The organism is Mesorhizobium sp. M7A.F.Ca.ET.027.02.1.1 (assembly GCF_004022985.1).
Classification (GTDB): Bacteria; Pseudomonadota; Alphaproteobacteria; order Rhizobiales; family Rhizobiaceae; genus Mesorhizobium.
Genome location: NZ_RZOL01000130.1, coordinates 1 through 15,021, shown reverse-complemented (window position 1 = coordinate 15,021; position 15,021 = coordinate 1). Strand labels below are relative to the sequence as shown.

Sequence of the window (15,021 nt, the reverse complement as noted above, 5' to 3'; positions counted from 1 at the left end):
GTCGCAGTCTGCTCCTCGATCACGCTCTCGATCACACCCGTGAACGAGCGGAACGGCCCTTGCTCGATCAGCACCTCGGCGCCGATCGGGAACGCCGCCTCGACGACATCCTTGTCTGTCGACTTCTCACCGAGTTTCTTCTTGAACTCCAACAGCTTGGCCTCACGAACCATGACCGGACCACCGTTGCCGCCAAGCACCGAAAGCACACCTTCGAGCGACAGGATTCCCGACCATGTCGCATCCTTGTTGATCACCCTGACGAAGAGATAACCGGGAAAGACCGGCACATTGAACACGACCTGGCGCTTCGCATGCGGCGCCTTGCGGAGGCGCTTTTCCATCGGCCGCCAGCATTCGATACCGACATGGCTCAGTGATTCTTCCACAGCTTTCTCGCCATTGGTGGCAACGCGGATGACATACCAGCCCATCACCGGGCCTGATTCGCCCGCCGCTGCAAGCAGTGCCTGCGACCGCCGCGACAGTCCCTGCTGCCTGTCCGATTCGGCATAGCAGCGGTCGAGGTTGATCACTTCCGCCTCACTCAGCCGCTTCACGTCCGCCCGCATCATGGTTCCCTCGCAATGCCTGTTCGAAAACTTCCAGTCCTGCCGGCCCGCCAGCCGGGAAGTAGACCACCGGCATCTGGCCGGGGTCGGGCAGCCAGGGCCAGCCGCGCTTCTCGTGCTCGGATAGCCAGAGCTGCCAGAGATCGCCACGCACCGGGACCGGCTCCATCAGCGCCGCCAGGGCCTCCAGATCTGGCGTCACGGTGATACCGCGACGGCTCTCGGCGAACTCGTGCATGCGGTTGACGGCCGGCCAGCCATGCTTGGCCTGGCGCGTCAGCCTCGCCTGCCGGCCAGCCGCATCGTCCTGCGCCAGCAGGGTCGCCATCCATGCGCTGGGCGGCGGTGCCGCCACCGCATGCTTCAGCACCAGCTCGCGCATCCGCACCCCGCCCCACACCGGCCCGAACGGCGGTGCGGTCATCGCCGCCGGCTTGGCCTCGACCGGCTCCGGCACGTCGGTCCACAGCCTTTGTTCGAAATAGGTCGAGGGTGCCGCGACGTGGTCCTTCTTCTGCGCCTTGAGCAGCGCCAGCCAGTGCGGGAACATCCGCTCGGCCTCGGCACGATCCTGCGGCGACAGCGCCGCGAACAGTTTTAGCGCCCGTGCAGTCGGCATGCCCTTCTGCCCAGGCCAGACCCGCACCATGCGCCAGAACGCCTCCTCGATCTTTTTCGGAGTGTCCTCGCGCGCCTCTCTCTCAGGTTCCTTTACTGGTTCCCTTACAAGGTTAGTGTCCAGATTCCGGACACGGCTTTCGTCATTTTCCGGACACGGCTCCGACGCTTTTCCGGACACGGCTCCGTGTCCAGATTCCGGACACGGGCTTTCCTTGTTTTCTGCGGGTTTTGTCGCCTCGAACCCGTCTTCGAAGGCGAAGCGGTAGAGCGTCGATTTCTGCCGGTGCGTCGGCCCGTCGCGGCGCTGCTCCCTGCGGATCAGGCCGGCTGATTCCAGCGCATCAAGATGCTCATTGAGCGAGGATCGCGACATCTCGCAATCACTCGACAATGTCTCCTGCGAGGGGAAACAGCCATTGTCGGGATGGAAGCGGTCGCAGAGCTGCCAGAGCACTATCTTCGTAGCCGGCTTCAGCCCGCGCTGTTTGATCGCCCAACCGGTCGCGTCGTGGCTCATGCCGCCACCATCGGCCAACCGGCAAATTCTGCCGGTAGGGTTCCGCTCAGATTGTTGCAAACAATGAATGTTGGAGCCGGCCCCACCGGCAAATTCTGCCGGTGGCTCACTCCGCCGCCTCCCGGAACTGCACCAAATGCCCGCAATTGGCCGCCACCAGCGCCGCCGCCATCGGCGGCGAGACGCTGTTGCCGCAACAGGCGATCTGGTCGCTCTTGGGCAGTGGCTTGCCGTTGTACTCAAGGTCGATGATGTAGTCGGACGGGAAGCCCTGCGCCGAGAACAGCTCTCGCGGCGTCAGCATGCGCATGCCGATGTCGATGACGGTGAAGAGATCGCCCGAGATTTCGACCGTGACGAACTCGCGATCGTCCCAGAAGCCATGCGCGCGCATGAAGGCGGCAACCTGCCGCGCCCGGTCGGCCTGCTCGTCGGTGAAGGGCGGCCAGCCGATTTCGCCCTCGACAAAGCCGAAGCGGTCTTTCGTCGTCACCGAATGGCACGGCTCGTCGACACGGGACCCGTCACCAGTGCCGTAGTATTTCTGCATGAACGGCGCGACGACGCTGATACCGGCGCCACCTGCTGTGATCGTATGCGTCGGCTCGTCAGCACCGTTGAACGGCTTGCCAGCGTTGCGCATCGTCATCAGGTGCGGCGCGACCAGCATGGACTTGTTGACCTTGGCGGTCGCCGTATGCGTCGGCTCTTCCATGTCGTGCCCGACAGACGTGCCGAACTGTCGCGACACGAAGGCGGCAATCACGCCCTGCTGCGGATTGGAAGTGATGGTCGAAACCGGCTCTTCAGCCGACCGGCCGGGATTGACGCCACCTTCACGGCGCCCATCGTTGTTGTGCTGGGCGAGGAAGGCCGCCGCCACGCAGACGTCGGCCTTGGCGGTCTGTGTCGCCATCGGCTCGTCCCCGCCCCGCGCGCGGCTCTGGCCGGCCCTGCCGCCGCATCCGACCAATGTCGGCACCGCCAGCGCATGTTTCACGCCGCCGGCGACGACGGTACCGATAGGCGCGCCGATATCGAGCGCGCGCGGTGCTTGTCCTTCGCGCTCGCCATAGCCGGTCTGGATCAGCGTAGGCGCGATCAGAGTGTTCTGGTCCTTCGTGCTGGTCGTGATCGTATGCGCCGGATCCTCGACACTGCGGTTCGCGCCCCCCTGCTGCGCATAGGACAGCACCGGCGCGATGACGCCGAAGCCGCCGGCGCTGGTCACAGTCCGCAACGGCTCATTGAGACCATGAATGCCATTGCGCGCTGCAGCCCTGTGCATGTCGGTTCGGATAATTGACGGCGCGACGACGGCGTGATTGATGCCGCCGGCGGTGACCACCGACAGCGGATCGTCGATCGAGCGGAAGCCGTTGCCCCACCGCTTGACGCCCGACGGCGAAACCTCGCCATTCGCTACATCGACGAGAAACGGCCGTTTCGCCTTCAGCACGTAGCGATCGACGCCACGCGCCACTCTCGACATGGTGGCATCGGCGAGCGGACGCACGGCGCGCAGGCCGAGCTTTTCCATGATCTCGGCACCGGTGTCGAAGATCGAAGGACAGGGCAGCGACCAGTCGATGATCTCCGCCGCGGTGCGCCAAGGCAGCTTGCGCCCAGCGATGACGTCGGGATCGTCTGGCTTGCCGTGCGTCGGCTTCGGCCAGATTATCTTCTCCCTGTCGAAGCGCACGATGACGAACAGCCGCTTGCGGATCGTGGGCGCGCCATAGTCGCAGGCACGCAACTCGCGATGCTCGATCTTGCCGCCGAGACGGCGCAGCGCCTTGCACCATTTCTGGAAAGTCTCGCCGCGCGCGTCAGGATCCGGCATCAGCCCGCGTTCGGTGTCGAGCAGCGGCCCCCAGGTCTGAAACTCTTCGACGTTCTCAAGGATGACGACATCGATGCCGCCGCCGCTGGTCTGGATGCGCTCGACCCAGCCCGGAATGATCCATGCCAGGTCGCGAATGTTGCGCTCGACCGGCTTGCCGCCCTTCGCCTTGGAAAAATGCTTGCAGTCAGGCGAGAACCAGGCGAGGCCGATATGCCTGCCGGAAACATGGTCGAGCGGGTCGACCTTGTAGACGTTTTCCGACAGATGCAGCGTCTGCGCATGGTTGGCCGCATGCAGCGCCAGCGCCGCGGGGTTGTGGTTGATGGCGATGTCGGGCGAGCGGCCAAGCGCCATCTCGATCCCGGTCGAGGCGCCACCGCCGCCGGCAAAGCTGTCCATGATCAGCGGCGGATAATCGGCCCGCGACGAGAACGGCGCTTCGAAGTTCAATAGTGTCATCAGCGTCCCGCCTTCTTCCAATCGGCAAAGCTTCCGCGCAGCGCTTTCCACGCGTCGCCGGCCTTGCCGCCATCGTTGAGTTGTTTTCGTGAGGTGACGCCCAGCAGAGAGCGCACTTTTTGCGCCACGCGATCATCGGTCAGAGGCTTTTCGAGCCCGTGCCGCTCATGCAGGAACACCATGAACGCCGGCTCCTGACATTTCATGCCGCACTCGGCGGCGAAGTTTTTCTCATCGCTCGCCGCCGCTTCGCCGGCAGCCTGGTTGCGGTGCGGCGGCTTGCCGGCAAGCCTGCGGATCTCGCGGAAGGAATCGTCGAGCAGCCGCAGCAGGAAGGCCACGGTGTCGGGCGCGCTGCAGACGAAGTCGATCTCGTCGACCGTCGCCGCATCGAAGCGCAGCAGCACCATACGCTCGCCCATCTCGCCGCGCGCCTCGACGAAGGCCCCGGCGTCGCCATGCACGCGCGTCCAGTCGGCCGGCGCAATGGCCGTAAGGGCCTCGCGGATGGCGAGCAGTTTTGTCGCATTGGGAGAGAGGCCTTGGTGCGACATCGGCGCGTTCATGGCTTCGGCCCTTTGCCGGCTATGGCGCGCAGGATCACGGTGCGGTCGCGACGGAACAGCTTCGCAAGCTTGCCTGGAGACAGGTCGGGCCGCGCGGCGTGCGCCCGGCGGATCGCCTCATAGCGCGCCGTGACGAGATCGACGGACATGCCGGGACCGAGCATTGCGGCAAGGCTGATGCCATAACGCTCCGCCACGGTGTTCTGAATGCGGGCGATGCTGGGCAGCGCCGGGCCGACCTTCGAGACGATGTCCGCCGAAAGCTCCGCTTCGGCGACGATGCTGTCAGCGCGCGCCCTTGCGTCGGCCAGCGTCCGCGCCGCCAGTTCACGGTCGGCCGTCGCCGCCGCCAGCATCATCCGCGCCGCCTTCAGCAGCGCCAAGGTGTCGTCGGCCGGTTCCGTCTTCGCTGGTTTTGCCTTGGCACGCGGTGCAGGCATCCCGGCACGCTGCGCCAGCAGGCGGGCGCGGAGTTCCGGCGCATACATGTCGATGCGTGGCAGGTCCCGGTCCAGTTTGCGCAGCGCGGCTTCAGCCATGGGACGCCCCCGCCGCGAATTCGGCCATGCCGAGGCGGAACTCTTCCGCCATGATCGCCAGTTCGGCTGGCGGCAAGCCGGCGTCGGAGCGCACCGCCAGCGACAGCGACACCCGCACCGCCAGGAACTTCGAGCCGGGCTCGAATCCCGCCCTGCGGCAGGCGGCGTCGATGACGTCGTGATACTTCAGCATGACGGAATCAGGCATGCGCAGCAGCACGCCGGCGCGTACGCGATCGCCATCGGGCAATTGTCGCAGGATAGGCAGCATGGAATCGCTCATCGCGCACCCTCTGTTTCACGTGTGGCGGATGGTGTAACCATTTGTTCTGCGATGCTTTTAAGCGTCACACGCCGATGCGGCGGACGCTCCAGATAGGCATAAGGATCAAGCCCGGCCATCTCGCAAAGCAGCAGGTAATTTCCGGCCGACAGCGTCTTGGCGTTGATGGCGCGTGACAGCATGGCGCGGTCGGTGTCCGGCCATTGATGTTCGGCCCGGCGCAGCGAATAGCCGATGTCCTTGAGCCGGTCATGAAAGGCGTTGGCGAAACGCAGGAAGGCGATGTCAGCCATATCAGGCCTCCCGCAGCTTGCGGTCGAGCGCACGCTTCAGCCGCTTCAACTGGCGTTCAGTTTCAGGATCCGGCGCGCGTTCCTTCGGCTCGGGATAGTGCGTATCGCCGCGCAGCCGCTTCGCCTCAATCGCGGCGGCGTAGCAGCCCGCTGAATTCTTGTCGGGGTCATATTTGGCGCGCTTCGTCACTCCGCCGCCTCCACCACGTCATCGCTTTCGCCGATGCCCAGCATGTCGAACATGGTCGGCACGGCGCGCTTGGCTTCCGCCTCGCGGCAGTAGCGCAGGCCGTCGCGAAAATAGGTGTCGGAGAGTTCGGAGGCCTGCCCGCGCCGGCCCTTCAAGATGGCGCGATAGGGCACGGTCATCAGCCCGCCGAACGGGTCATAGACGATGTCGCCGGGATTCGAGTAGCGGTCGATCAGCCGGTCGACGATGTCGAACTGCAGCGGGCAGACATGCTTTTCCAGATTGCGGAACGCCTGCTGGCCGTTCAGCGTCAGCATGCGCACGACGTCGGTCCAGATCGCCGGATGTTTCGACGGCGGGTCGAGCGTCATGTACGTTTTCGAAAGACTGTCGCGTGCGGCCAGCTCTTCCCCTAATTTCACATGCATCTCAAAATCGTAGATCGCCTCTTCCGAGACTTTCTGGAACAGCGACCGCAACGGCTTCGGCCCGAGCCGTACAAGCTCATCGGTGGTCAGCAGCCGGTCGCCGGAGGATGGCCAGAAGGCATGTGCGTCGAGCTGCCAGCGCGCCAGCGTGTAGCCGCTGTCGGGCACCTGTGGCCGCCTGTCGCCATCAGTCCAGCGTTGATGCGAGCCGTCGGCGGCAATCACCAGCGGCTTGGCATGCGCCACCGGCTCATCGGCATAGCCGCGCGAGAGGTCGCTCTGCGGCCGGCGGAACAGCAGCACATATTCCGGACAGCCGACGCCCATCTTGGTGGCGTCTTTCATCATCTCGGAATAGGTCAGCCGGTAGGTCTGGTTGTTCTCCTTCACCACGTCGGTGGCGATGGTGATCATGCCGATGTACTGAAAGCCGTGCTTCAAATAGTGGAAGATCGCCTCGGCATGGAACGGCGACACGGTCGGCACGCCTTCGCCGGTCACCGATCCGAACAGCACCCGGTCCTTGACATGGATGCAGGCCAGCCGGCCGGGCTGCAGGATGCGCAGCAGCTCCGGCGTCAGGAAATCCATCTGCGCCCAGAAGTGTCCATTGTCGTCGGTGTGGCCGAAATCGTTGTAGCTCGCCGTGTATTCGTAGTGGTTGGCGAACGGGATCGAGGTGACGATCTCGCCGACGCTGGCGCTTTCCGTCTGCCGCGCCTCCAGCACCGCGTCATTGTGGGAAATCACGAAGCCGTCGCCGCGCTCTTCACGCCGGCGCACGCCGATCGAGCGTGACAGCACGTCGTCGAGAGGCAGGCCGTCGAGGCCATAGCGGCGGATGATCTCCGCCATGCGCGCCATCAGCCTTTCATGTTCGGCCCATTTTCCTTCCAGGTTGCGGCGCACCTCGCGCTCGGCTTCGGAAAAGATGATGTCGATGCGGCATTCATGCATCTGGCCGAACCGCACGATGCGGTGCACCGCCTGGATGAAGTCATGGAACTTGAAGCCGACGCCGACGAAGATCGCCCAATGGCAATGTTTTTGGAAATTGTTCCCGGCACCGCTCATTTCCGGCTTGGTGGCGAGGTATTTGAACTTGCCGTCCTTGAAGCCGATGGCGTTCGTTTCGTTCTGGTCGAGCCCCTGCGTGCCATAGATCGAGCGCACGCCCGGCACCGCCGCCTCGATCGCCCGCCGTTCATCCTCGAGGTCGTGCCAGAGCAGGGCGTGCGCCGCAGGATCCTCGGCAAGCAACGCGCTCATCTTGTCGATGCGGGCGGCCAGGCTGTCGCGCTTGGCGGCACTCGCCTGCACCACGCCGAGCGCCGTGTTGCGGATCAGCAGGCCTTGCCCATCGCGGTCGTAGCCGGCCGTACCATGATCGATCGGCACCTCGTGCCAGTTCACCGTCACCGCCGGCAGCACATAGCCTTCGTCGGAAAAGCCGAGATCGCCAGGCGATTGCAGGAACACCGCCCAGCTGTGCACCCACAGCCAGAATTCGTCTTCCTTGTGCGGGAACAGCGTCAGGTCACCGGCCGTCTCGGAATTGCGCTGGAAGAACCGCGTCAGCGCCTGGCCGGTATCCATGATGCCGAGGAAGCCGGCATAGTGGATGAGTTCCTTGGTGCGGTTCGGCGAAGGCGTCGCGGTGGCGACGAACTTGAAGCGCACCGCCTTGAACAGCGGCAGGAAGGTCTGGAACGTCTTGGTGCCATAGCCGCGCAGCACCGCCGCCTCGTCGAGGCTGGCGGCAACGTAGCGCGAAGCATCGATCTTGCCGGCCAGAACGCTTTCGTAATTGGTCAGGTAGATCGTGTCGTCGCCGTCGACCTCGGCATCCGAGCGGATGAACTTCAGCTTGATCGCACAGTCACCGGTGAACCGCTCCGCCGCCTCGGCGAAGAATTCATGCCGCACCCCCAACGGAATGACGATCAGCCGCAGGCCAGGCGCAAACTTGCCGATCAGCCGCAGCAGCTCGATCTGCATGAAGGTCTTGTGCAGGCCGAATGACGCGAAGATGCCGCGGCTGCCGCCCTTCAGCGCCCATCGCACGATCGCCCGGCAATGGGGCGCGCCGGCCGGGTTGATATCGTCCAGCGCAACGTCGAAGCCGTCGGCTTTCGCCAACTGCATCTTGCCGCGCAGGAAGGTGAGGTAGGGATCGTCGACGGGCGCGTTCATGCCGGCACCGCCTTCTGGAGCCTGTCCAGGTCACGGCCAATCATCGCGTGCTGAACGCGCAGAGCGGCCAGGTGCGAAGCTATCTGGTCCGGCGCTATCTCCTCAGTCCGCTTCAGCAAGCTCCGCAGCTCAAGCGCATCGGCGCGCGCGAAGGCTAGATGTCTTGCGAATTCGCTCATGCCGGCACCGCCTTGCGCGGACGGCCGCGCTTCGGCTTCGGCGTTTCCTCGGCGGCGATCATCACGTCGAGCGCCTTGACCAGCGCCTTGCGGCCGGTCTCGGTCTGCATGCCTTTGGCGACGGTTTCGATCAGCTTCGGGTCGACATCGAAAGCAGGCGGGACAGCGCCCCCCTCTGGCCTGCCGGCCATCTCCCCCACGGGTGGGGAGATTGGCTGTTGCGCCGTCTCCGCCTCATACCCCCAAGCATCCCAGCCCGGCCGTGCGGCCCGCGCGAACAGCTCCAGCCGGGCCACGCCGGGAAACAGCCGCTCGATCGTCTCGGCGTAGAAATCCGGCTTGGCCGAGTGCTTGCTCTTGCGCTCGCGGTGCACCGTCTCCGGCTGCGAGCCAGGCAAAGGTGCGGCGACGTCGCCGCGGCGGCCGATCAGCAGCAGCTCGTGGCGATCGCGTCCCCAATAGCCGGTGCCGGCGACTTCCTTGTCCCAGATCCAGTGATGCACATAGGCAAAGCCGCATTCGGCCAGCACCCGCAGGCCGTCGCGCAGCATCGGATTGGTTGCCCACAGGAACAGCACGGCCGGGTTGCGGTCATCGCCAATCAGCCCCGCCATGAGCGCGCAGATCTCGTCGGTCGTCATGGTCGGATAGTGGTTCTCGGCGCTCTTCTCGCGCCCCGTCACTTCCGAGCGAACGCCGAACTTCCAGGGAGGATCGGCGTAGTAGACCGGATAGGTCCGCGAGAGCTTTCCGGGCGCCGTGGCACGTCCGCTCTCGGCAACCATGTCCATGTGCGCCAAGCGCACGGTGTGCGCCATCTTCTGCTTTTCGGCGCGGATCATCTTCGCGCCCTTCATGTATTCGCCGACGTTCGGCTGGTCGGGGACGAAGGCGGTCTTGATCGTCTTGCTGGCCGGCCGATCTCTTCCATCTCTGCCCGTCGTCTCGTCGAACTGGGGAATTTCCCCAGTTCCGACCAGCTTGCCGCGCACCGCTGAAACCGTCTTGTGGTCGACCCCGAGCATGGCCGCGATCGCCCGCGAGGAGATCGACGGCGTGTCGCGCAGCTGGTCGGCGATGACGGCCTGTTTCTGTGCCGTCGTCAGATGCCTGCGGGCGAAGTTCAGCTCGCGCGACAGCGTGCGCTTATCGACCTCAGACAGTCCCTTGCGCACGAAACGCGGCCAGTCGACCAAGCCGAGACTTTCACAAATTTCGACACGATGATGCCCGTCGATGATCTCGCCGGCCTCGTCATATTCCACCGGCACCAGCACGCCATGCGCGATGATCGACCGCTCAAGCGATGCGAACTCTTCGGCGGAAAGACGCGGCAGGAGCTGGTATTTCATCAAACCATCCCCAGCGCGGCCTTGTAGAGGTCGATGCGCTCTATGAAGGCGCGCAACTGGCCGGCAGCGACCGTCTGCGGGCCGCTCGCCTCGTCGGCATCTGCGGCCATCTTTGCCCCGGGTCGCTCGCGTGCCGGACCGCGCGGGCTGTACGGATCGTATTCGTCGCTCATTTCGCCACCGCCTTGCGCCGACGCTTGCGGCGCACGACACCGTTGGCGATGTCGCGCCGCTTCTGGTTTTCGATGTGGCTGACCATTTCGAGATGGGCGGGATTGACGCACAGCCGTTGGCGGCACTGGTGGTCGATCTGTTTGTTGCGCGGCACGTAGCCGAATTCATTGGTGAACGACACGATATGCGCCGCGCAGGTGCGGTCATTCAGCTTCATGCGCGGATAGCCGCCGCCGCGCCCAACGCCGGAATCGGGACCGGTCCAGATATGGCACGGCGTCTCGTGGCCGAGGTCTATGACCTCGACGCAGGCGAGAAGCCGCTGCCGGATGATGTCGCGTCGGGAAAGCTGCGCTGTCATCATGACCCCCGCGACGGCACGAACAGGCAGATGGTCTTGCCGGCATCGATCCCGGCCTGGTGCGCGCACCAGTGAAACTGCCCGTCCGGGCTGTCCTTGACGCGCTTGTCCCTCATCGGGATCAGTTCGCCGGTGGCGCGTATCTCGTAGCCGCGCGCGCCTTCGACGACGTCGGCATCGCGAACGGTACGGCAGTCATAGTTGGCGCAGCAGGCGAAGGGATAGGACCAGCCTTGCGGTGCGGCGGCAGTGGGCAGCGCATCATGCGGCCAGCTTTCCCCGGCGCTGATCGCGACAACGCCAAGCGCCATGCCGCCAATGGCGAAGCCGACGGCGCAAGAGGCGGACAGGGAGTGGATGGGCTGGCGCATCATGCCGCACCAAGCTTGGTGACCAGCTTGTAGAGCGGCCCCATGGCTTCGGTGATTTCCTTCATCAGCGCCTGGCGGTCGGCAGCGTCGAGCGGCTTGTCGCTGGCCAGCAGCGCCAGCAGCATGTTGACGACATCGCTGGATTCCTTGGCAACCGACTGAGCGTCGCCCATCGTCACCCGTGTTGCCGGCGGCGCGTCGATCGGTTCAAGCCGGTAGCCGAGCATGCGGGCGGCACCGCCGAGCAACAGCGGCGCTTGAGCAGCACGGTCCAGCTCGATTGCCACGTCGAGCGGAATGAATTTGTCCGGCACCGCATTGTTGCCATAGTTGGATAGCGCCGCCTGCTTGACCCGCGTCGACGGCTCGAACGCATCGCCGCCGCCGACCGCCTTGATGGCCTGCGATGTCAGCGTCTTGATCCGGCGCAGCTCCTCGTCGGTAATCAGTCGAGGCACGGTGCGGATTTCATCATTGTTGGACATTTTTGGCCCCAAGGCATGCAGAGGCCGGTCAAGGAATCTTTTGACGAAAAGAATTCCGTGATCGGCAAGACGATTGGATTCAGTGTGCGGGTCTGAAAACCCTACGGAGGTCCGCATGCCTGGTGGCAAAAACTCATCGCCGCATTCTCCCGGAAGAATTCCCGAGCGCTTCCCGCGCCCGGCTGAATCTCGTCTCGTCACGCCGGACGAACTCCGGCAGGTCGCCGAGATCGTCCGGAATGTTCTCATCGGCGGGGCGACCGCTCGCTTCAAGCCGCTCCCGCTCGTCGAGGACGGCGCGGGCGAGCGGCCCGGCGCCGATCGTGGTGGCATAGGCGGCGAGCGCCATGGCCACGGCATGCTCGTTGGAGCACCGCTCGTAATTGGCCACCGCGCGCAGCAGGATCATCGAATGGTCGCAAAGGGCGATGGTGCGGCCGGGAGCCAGCCGCACCATGTCATCCTCTTCGCGTGCCCCCACGGACAAGGATTCGGTGAAATGACAAAAGACCGCGCCGTCCGGGGAGGAGTCGGACGGCGCGGCAGGCTCTGCGCAGGCTTGGGAGTCGTCTTGCGCAGTGGGGAGAGCGCCGACACGGCGCGGCACCAGGCGGTCGGTGAAGCCGATGCCGGCAAGGCGGGCGCTACGGTCGGCGATCACGGGATTGGAGAGGCGCGGCTTCATGCGGCCACCCCGATGGTGCGGTCATGACGCGCCCGTTCCGCCCGGAGACGGAACGGGCTACCTTCCGTGGAATCACCAAACCCCAAGGAAGGAACTGCCATGAACAAGGAAGAGCTCGAGCGTTTTGCCGGCTCAATGAGCGAAGAGGAGATGCGTGCCAGAGCGGAGGCCTTGGAAATTGGCCGGCTGAGTATCGTGGAGATTGCGATCGCCGCTCTAATCACCCAAGTGCCGCACCCCGATCTCATTCGGTCGGCTATTGCCATCCGGCTAGAGGAATTGAAGGCGGCAAAGCCGGACCATCCATCCTTGGCTTGGGCTCCGCCCCAAATACATACCGGTGCGAAGGCGGCGGCGGAACGCATCTTGGCGCTTGCCGACATGGTGCGACCAATGACACCTACTTCTTCTTGATCAGCATCGCAGTTAGGGCGGCCAGCCACAGCTTTCCATACAGTCCGGTTGCCTGCTTGTTGGACATCAAATCCTCCATAAGGGTTGTAGGAGAGGCGCTGTTTCATGCGGCAACCCCGAAAATGTCGGGCCGCAACTCGCGCCGTGGGATGCCGATGCCGGCAAGGCGGGCGCCACGGTCGGCGATGACGGGATTGGCGAGGCGCGGCTTCATGCGGCTTCACCGGTTGCCGGTGGAACGCGGCGGCGGGCGAGCCATTCATATGTCACGCCGGCGATGCCTTTGGTCTCGCTGGCGCTGATCACCTTGGCCCAATGTTCCGGCGCGATGCTCTCGCGGTCGCGCATCTTGCGCGCGGCCTCATAGCCACAGCCGACATCGGAAGCGAACTCGGCAATGGTGCGCCAATTGGAAATGAGGTCGGAAATGGAAGACGGTTCGCTCATGAGTCGAACTTCGTACATTACGTACGACAAGACGTCAAACGAAAATCGTACACCTTGGACGATGAAGATCGGCCATTCTGTACGAATGACGGAACCGAAACACCGATTGACGCGGGCGATCAAGGAAGCGGGCTTTGAAAAACCCACGGACGCCTGGCGCGCCAACAAGCGCGCGCTCGACATCAGCCATGATCTTTTGATCAGCAACACGAACGGGAACCGGGCGATCTCCCGCAAGACCGCGGAGAAATACGCTCGGGTGTTCGGACACACCGCAGGATGGTATCTGTACGGGGATCTAGAAAGCGCGACCGGGGCGCCAAGCGCAGCTCCGGCATCGGCTGCAACTGATATGGTCTCTCAACTTGCAGAGGTCTTTGCCGATCTGGTGAGGGCGCAGCCTGAAACACAAAGCCGCGCCCTCAAATTGCTTCGCAAGACTGTCTACGGTCAGGCGGGCAAATCACGCGAAATGAGCACAAAGCAGTCGTCGTGATCGATTTCGACGCTCCAGGCGCCGCCATGCATCTCTGTCATGATATCGGCGATTGAGCGCGTATCGCGATGGATGCGCTTGGTGATTGCAGCCGCGCGCGATTGTGGAGAGTTCGCGACTGCGCGCAACCTTGCCATCACGTCGCTTCGCGTTCTTTCTCCCGGCCCATATTGGATCAATTCCGCCTCCAAACCCGTACGGCATCCCAGAATAGGAACAATTTCCTTCCAGCTTGTCAACACCGCTGCGGGTTTTTCCGGTGTCCCATTTCGATACGAATACAACCCCTAGTGTTTGATTAACAGAATATTTCATTCTGTAATATTCGCCTGTTGATAGCGGGGATAAGATGCACACTTTTTGAAGAATTTTGCCCCATTTCGGGTGAGGTGCCTTTCCTCCATAAATCGGCCATGGCGCCCAAGCAAAACACACATCCATCGCAGCCGAAGCGTCTCCGGCACAATTTCAACATGACGCCGGAGTTGAAAGATCGCTTGGCTGAGTCGCGCAAAAAGAGCGGCAACACGATGAACGGCGAAATACACGCCAGGCTCGATGCGAGTTACGACGACTCGGTACAACGGATCGCCGCCGTGCTCTGGCCTCTCATGCAGAAACTCGATCAGGCCGACAGGGAGAAGTTCGCGTCTCTAGTCGCGGCAATGGCGAAAACCCGGCCCTAGAACCTTCGCCCTTCGCAAAGCTCGAAACGGAACGGCGCGCCAGTTGGCTGCACTGCCGTTTGTCCGATTTCGTACAAAACTGACGCACGGTCTCGCAATCGTACAAATCGTACTTGATTATCGATCGTACATTTAGTACGACAGCTGCCATTCGCAATATCGCGATGGAGGCGTGGCGTGTCGCTATCTCATCCAGTTGCCGTTCACGACAGAGCCGAGGTCTTCGTCGAGGCTGCCCTTGACGATTGCAACGCCGGTGCCGTCTTGCGCCGCGACCTGACAATAGGCGGCCATCGCTATGCTGACCTGAAACTTTCTTTCGGCATGCACCCATCTTGCGGTGTTCACCTCGATATGCACGGCCGTGCCATCGCGCCTGGTGCCCCTGACGATCCCAATATCCACGGCCGCGTCTATAGCGCCTTGAGCGTTGAAACTGTCGCAGATGCCAGTGCTCACGACCTGGGCCGGCGCGGCCAGTTTTTCACCCTTGTGCAAGCCGACCCACACCAACACCGCGAGGGCAGGGAGAATAAACCACTTCGAAAGCGGTCGCTTTTCCTTTGCCGGAGGCGCTGCCGCGGCGCTGCCGAAGTCGTGCCGGCAGAACCGGCAGATGCGCGCCTCGCGCTGAACGGTTTCCGCGCAGTCCGGGCAAGTCTTGGTGTCGCCCTCCATAGTTTCCCCCAGCATCTTTCCCCAACGCGAAAGGATAGTCCCATGATCACCTTCCAGCAACCGCCCATCGGCGCGCTGTCTAATTCCCCCGTCATCACCCAAAGCATCGTCGAGCGCATGGCCGATCGCGTGCTCGAACTCGGCATGAACGGCACCGCCGTCACCAAGGACGCGCTGGCCGAACAC

General features: G+C 63.6%; 21 protein-coding genes. 3 read left to right on the top strand and 18 right to left on the bottom strand.

The window, feature by feature from the left end; all coding sequences use genetic code 11:
- The 16 genes from EN749_RS16130 to EN749_RS16060 form a co-directional block, all read right to left on the bottom strand.
- Nucleotides 1-575, bottom strand: a 575-nt coding sequence (locus EN749_RS16130) for a transcription termination/antitermination NusG family protein (protein ID WP_128363507.1), incomplete at its 3' end; no start/stop codon positions are given.
- On the bottom strand, nt 544-1,710 hold the full coding sequence (locus tag EN749_RS16125; RefSeq protein ID WP_128363506.1) for a helix-turn-helix domain-containing protein: 1,167 nt from the start codon (nt 1,708-1,710) through the stop codon (nt 544-546). The genes EN749_RS16130 and EN749_RS16125, both read right to left, overlap by 32 nt.
- 106 nt (nt 1,711-1,816) lie before the next feature.
- Nucleotides 1,817-4,015: a DNA cytosine methyltransferase gene (locus EN749_RS16120; RefSeq protein WP_128363505.1), complete on the bottom strand. Its 2,199-nt coding sequence runs from the start codon at nt 4,013-4,015 to the stop codon at nt 1,817-1,819.
- Entirely contained in the window at nt 4,015-4,581 is a 567-nt protein-coding gene (locus EN749_RS16115) for a hypothetical protein (RefSeq protein ID WP_245491418.1), read from the bottom strand. The genes EN749_RS16120 and EN749_RS16115 overlap by 1 nt, the downstream gene beginning before the upstream one ends.
- Entirely contained in the window at nt 4,578-5,120 is a 543-nt protein-coding gene (locus EN749_RS16110; protein WP_128363504.1) for a hypothetical protein, read from the bottom strand. The genes EN749_RS16115 and EN749_RS16110 overlap by 4 nt, the downstream gene beginning before the upstream one ends.
- Nucleotides 5,113-5,403, bottom strand: coding sequence for a hypothetical protein (locus EN749_RS16105; protein ID WP_128363503.1), 291 nt, complete (start codon nt 5,401-5,403; stop codon nt 5,113-5,115). The genes EN749_RS16110 and EN749_RS16105 overlap by 8 nt, the downstream gene beginning before the upstream one ends.
- Nucleotides 5,400-5,696, bottom strand: a complete 297-nt coding sequence (locus EN749_RS16100; RefSeq protein ID WP_128363502.1) for a hypothetical protein — start codon at nt 5,694-5,696, stop codon at nt 5,400-5,402. Before EN749_RS16100 ends, EN749_RS16105 begins: the two co-directional genes overlap by 4 nt.
- A gap of 1 nt (nt 5,697) precedes the next feature.
- Nucleotides 5,698-5,886, bottom strand: a complete 189-nt coding sequence (locus EN749_RS16095) for a hypothetical protein (RefSeq protein WP_128363501.1) — start codon at nt 5,884-5,886, stop codon at nt 5,698-5,700.
- On the bottom strand, nt 5,883-8,507 hold the full coding sequence (locus EN749_RS16090; RefSeq protein ID WP_128363500.1) for a DNA methyltransferase: 2,625 nt from the start codon (nt 8,505-8,507) through the stop codon (nt 5,883-5,885). The genes EN749_RS16095 and EN749_RS16090 overlap by 4 nt, the downstream gene beginning before the upstream one ends.
- The gene (locus EN749_RS16085) at nt 8,504-8,686 is read right to left on the bottom strand and encodes a hypothetical protein (RefSeq protein ID WP_128363499.1); all 183 of its coding nucleotides are present in this window, start codon (nt 8,684-8,686) and stop codon (nt 8,504-8,506) included. Before EN749_RS16085 ends, EN749_RS16090 begins: the two co-directional genes overlap by 4 nt.
- Entirely contained in the window at nt 8,683-10,038 is a 1,356-nt protein-coding gene (locus EN749_RS16080) for an MT-A70 family methyltransferase (protein WP_128363498.1), read from the bottom strand. The genes EN749_RS16085 and EN749_RS16080 overlap by 4 nt, the downstream gene beginning before the upstream one ends.
- Nucleotides 10,038-10,211, bottom strand: coding sequence for a hypothetical protein (locus EN749_RS37720; RefSeq protein ID WP_189367546.1), 174 nt, complete (start codon nt 10,209-10,211; stop codon nt 10,038-10,040). The genes EN749_RS16080 and EN749_RS37720 overlap by 1 nt, the downstream gene beginning before the upstream one ends.
- Nucleotides 10,208-10,573 (bottom strand): HNH endonuclease signature motif containing protein, encoded by a 366-nt coding sequence (locus EN749_RS16075; RefSeq protein ID WP_128363509.1) that lies wholly within the window; start codon nt 10,571-10,573, stop codon nt 10,208-10,210. Before EN749_RS16075 ends, EN749_RS37720 begins: the two co-directional genes overlap by 4 nt.
- Complete coding sequence (locus EN749_RS16070; RefSeq protein WP_128363508.1) at nt 10,573-10,884, bottom strand: hypothetical protein; 312 nt, start codon at nt 10,882-10,884, stop codon at nt 10,573-10,575. The genes EN749_RS16075 and EN749_RS16070 overlap by 1 nt, the downstream gene beginning before the upstream one ends.
- A gap of 59 nt (nt 10,885-10,943) precedes the next feature.
- Complete coding sequence (locus tag EN749_RS16065) at nt 10,944-11,429, bottom strand: hypothetical protein (RefSeq protein WP_128363497.1); 486 nt, start codon at nt 11,427-11,429, stop codon at nt 10,944-10,946.
- Nucleotides 11,430-11,562: 133 nt separating this feature from the next.
- Nucleotides 11,563-12,114, bottom strand: coding sequence for a hypothetical protein (locus EN749_RS16060; protein WP_128363496.1), 552 nt, complete (start codon nt 12,112-12,114; stop codon nt 11,563-11,565).
- Between the two features lie 99 nt (nt 12,115-12,213).
- Between EN749_RS16060 and EN749_RS16055 the strand changes: the two genes are divergently transcribed.
- Nucleotides 12,214-12,528 carry a hypothetical protein gene (locus EN749_RS16055; protein ID WP_128363495.1) on the top strand — a complete coding sequence of 105 codons (315 nt, stop codon included), beginning with the start codon at nt 12,214-12,216 and terminating at the stop codon, nt 12,526-12,528.
- Nucleotides 12,529-12,738: 210 nt separating this feature from the next.
- Here EN749_RS16055 and EN749_RS16050 read toward each other — a convergent pair whose 3' ends face one another.
- Nucleotides 12,739-12,975 (bottom strand): hypothetical protein, encoded by a 237-nt coding sequence (locus EN749_RS16050; protein ID WP_128363494.1) that lies wholly within the window; start codon nt 12,973-12,975, stop codon nt 12,739-12,741.
- On the opposite strand from EN749_RS16050, the gene EN749_RS16045 reads away from it, so the two are divergent.
- Both EN749_RS16045 and EN749_RS16040 read left to right on the top strand, forming a co-directional pair.
- Nucleotides 12,956-13,471 carry a hypothetical protein gene (locus EN749_RS16045; RefSeq protein ID WP_128363493.1) on the top strand — a complete coding sequence of 172 codons (516 nt, stop codon included), beginning with the start codon at nt 12,956-12,958 and terminating at the stop codon, nt 13,469-13,471. The genes EN749_RS16050 and EN749_RS16045 overlap by 20 nt on opposite strands.
- 413 nt (nt 13,472-13,884) lie before the next feature.
- Nucleotides 13,885-14,157 carry a hypothetical protein gene (locus EN749_RS16040; protein WP_128363492.1) on the top strand — a complete coding sequence of 91 codons (273 nt, stop codon included), beginning with the start codon at nt 13,885-13,887 and terminating at the stop codon, nt 14,155-14,157.
- 183 nt (nt 14,158-14,340) lie between these two features.
- On the opposite strand, the gene EN749_RS16035 is transcribed toward EN749_RS16040, so the two are convergent.
- Nucleotides 14,341-14,835: a hypothetical protein gene (locus tag EN749_RS16035; protein ID WP_128363491.1), complete on the bottom strand. Its 495-nt coding sequence runs from the start codon at nt 14,833-14,835 to the stop codon at nt 14,341-14,343.
- Nucleotides 14,836-15,021 lie beyond the last annotated feature (186 nt).

Coding starts and splice junctions, on each gene's coding strand:
- EN749_RS16125 (WP_128363506.1), bottom strand. CDS start 1,710: ATGAGCCACGACGCGACCGGTTGGGCGATCAAACAGCGCGGGCTGAAG.
- EN749_RS16120 (WP_128363505.1), bottom strand. CDS start 4,015: ATGACACTATTGAACTTCGAAGCGCCGTTCTCGTCGCGGGCCGATTAT.
- EN749_RS16115 (WP_245491418.1), bottom strand. CDS start 4,581: ATGAACGCGCCGATGTCGCACCAAGGCCTCTCTCCCAATGCGACAAAA.
- EN749_RS16110 (WP_128363504.1), bottom strand. CDS start 5,120: ATGGCTGAAGCCGCGCTGCGCAAACTGGACCGGGACCTGCCACGCATC.
- EN749_RS16105 (WP_128363503.1), bottom strand. CDS start 5,403: ATGAGCGATTCCATGCTGCCTATCCTGCGACAATTGCCCGATGGCGAT.
- EN749_RS16100 (WP_128363502.1), bottom strand. CDS start 5,696: ATGGCTGACATCGCCTTCCTGCGTTTCGCCAACGCCTTTCATGACCGG.
- EN749_RS16090 (WP_128363500.1), bottom strand. CDS start 8,507: ATGAACGCGCCCGTCGACGATCCCTACCTCACCTTCCTGCGCGGCAAG.
- EN749_RS16085 (WP_128363499.1), bottom strand. CDS start 8,686: ATGAGCGAATTCGCAAGACATCTAGCCTTCGCGCGCGCCGATGCGCTT.
- EN749_RS16080 (WP_128363498.1), bottom strand. CDS start 10,038: ATGAAATACCAGCTCCTGCCGCGTCTTTCCGCCGAAGAGTTCGCATCG.
- EN749_RS37720 (WP_189367546.1), bottom strand. CDS start 10,211: ATGAGCGACGAATACGATCCGTACAGCCCGCGCGGTCCGGCACGCGAG.
- EN749_RS16075 (WP_128363509.1), bottom strand. CDS start 10,573: ATGACAGCGCAGCTTTCCCGACGCGACATCATCCGGCAGCGGCTTCTC.
- EN749_RS16070 (WP_128363508.1), bottom strand. CDS start 10,884: ATGGCGCTTGGCGTTGTCGCGATCAGCGCCGGGGAAAGCTGGCCGCAT.
- EN749_RS16065 (WP_128363497.1), bottom strand. CDS start 11,429: ATGTCCAACAATGATGAAATCCGCACCGTGCCTCGACTGATTACCGAC.
- EN749_RS16060 (WP_128363496.1), bottom strand. CDS start 12,114: ATGAAGCCGCGCCTCTCCAATCCCGTGATCGCCGACCGTAGCGCCCGC.
- EN749_RS16055 (WP_128363495.1), top strand. CDS start 12,214: ATGAACAAGGAAGAGCTCGAGCGTTTTGCCGGCTCAATGAGCGAAGAG.
- EN749_RS16045 (WP_128363493.1), top strand. CDS start 12,956: ATGGAAGACGGTTCGCTCATGAGTCGAACTTCGTACATTACGTACGAC.
- EN749_RS16050 (WP_128363494.1), bottom strand. CDS start 12,975: ATGAGCGAACCGTCTTCCATTTCCGACCTCATTTCCAATTGGCGCACC.
- EN749_RS16040 (WP_128363492.1), top strand. CDS start 13,885: ATGGCGCCCAAGCAAAACACACATCCATCGCAGCCGAAGCGTCTCCGG.
- EN749_RS16035 (WP_128363491.1), bottom strand. CDS start 14,835: ATGGAGGGCGACACCAAGACTTGCCCGGACTGCGCGGAAACCGTTCAG.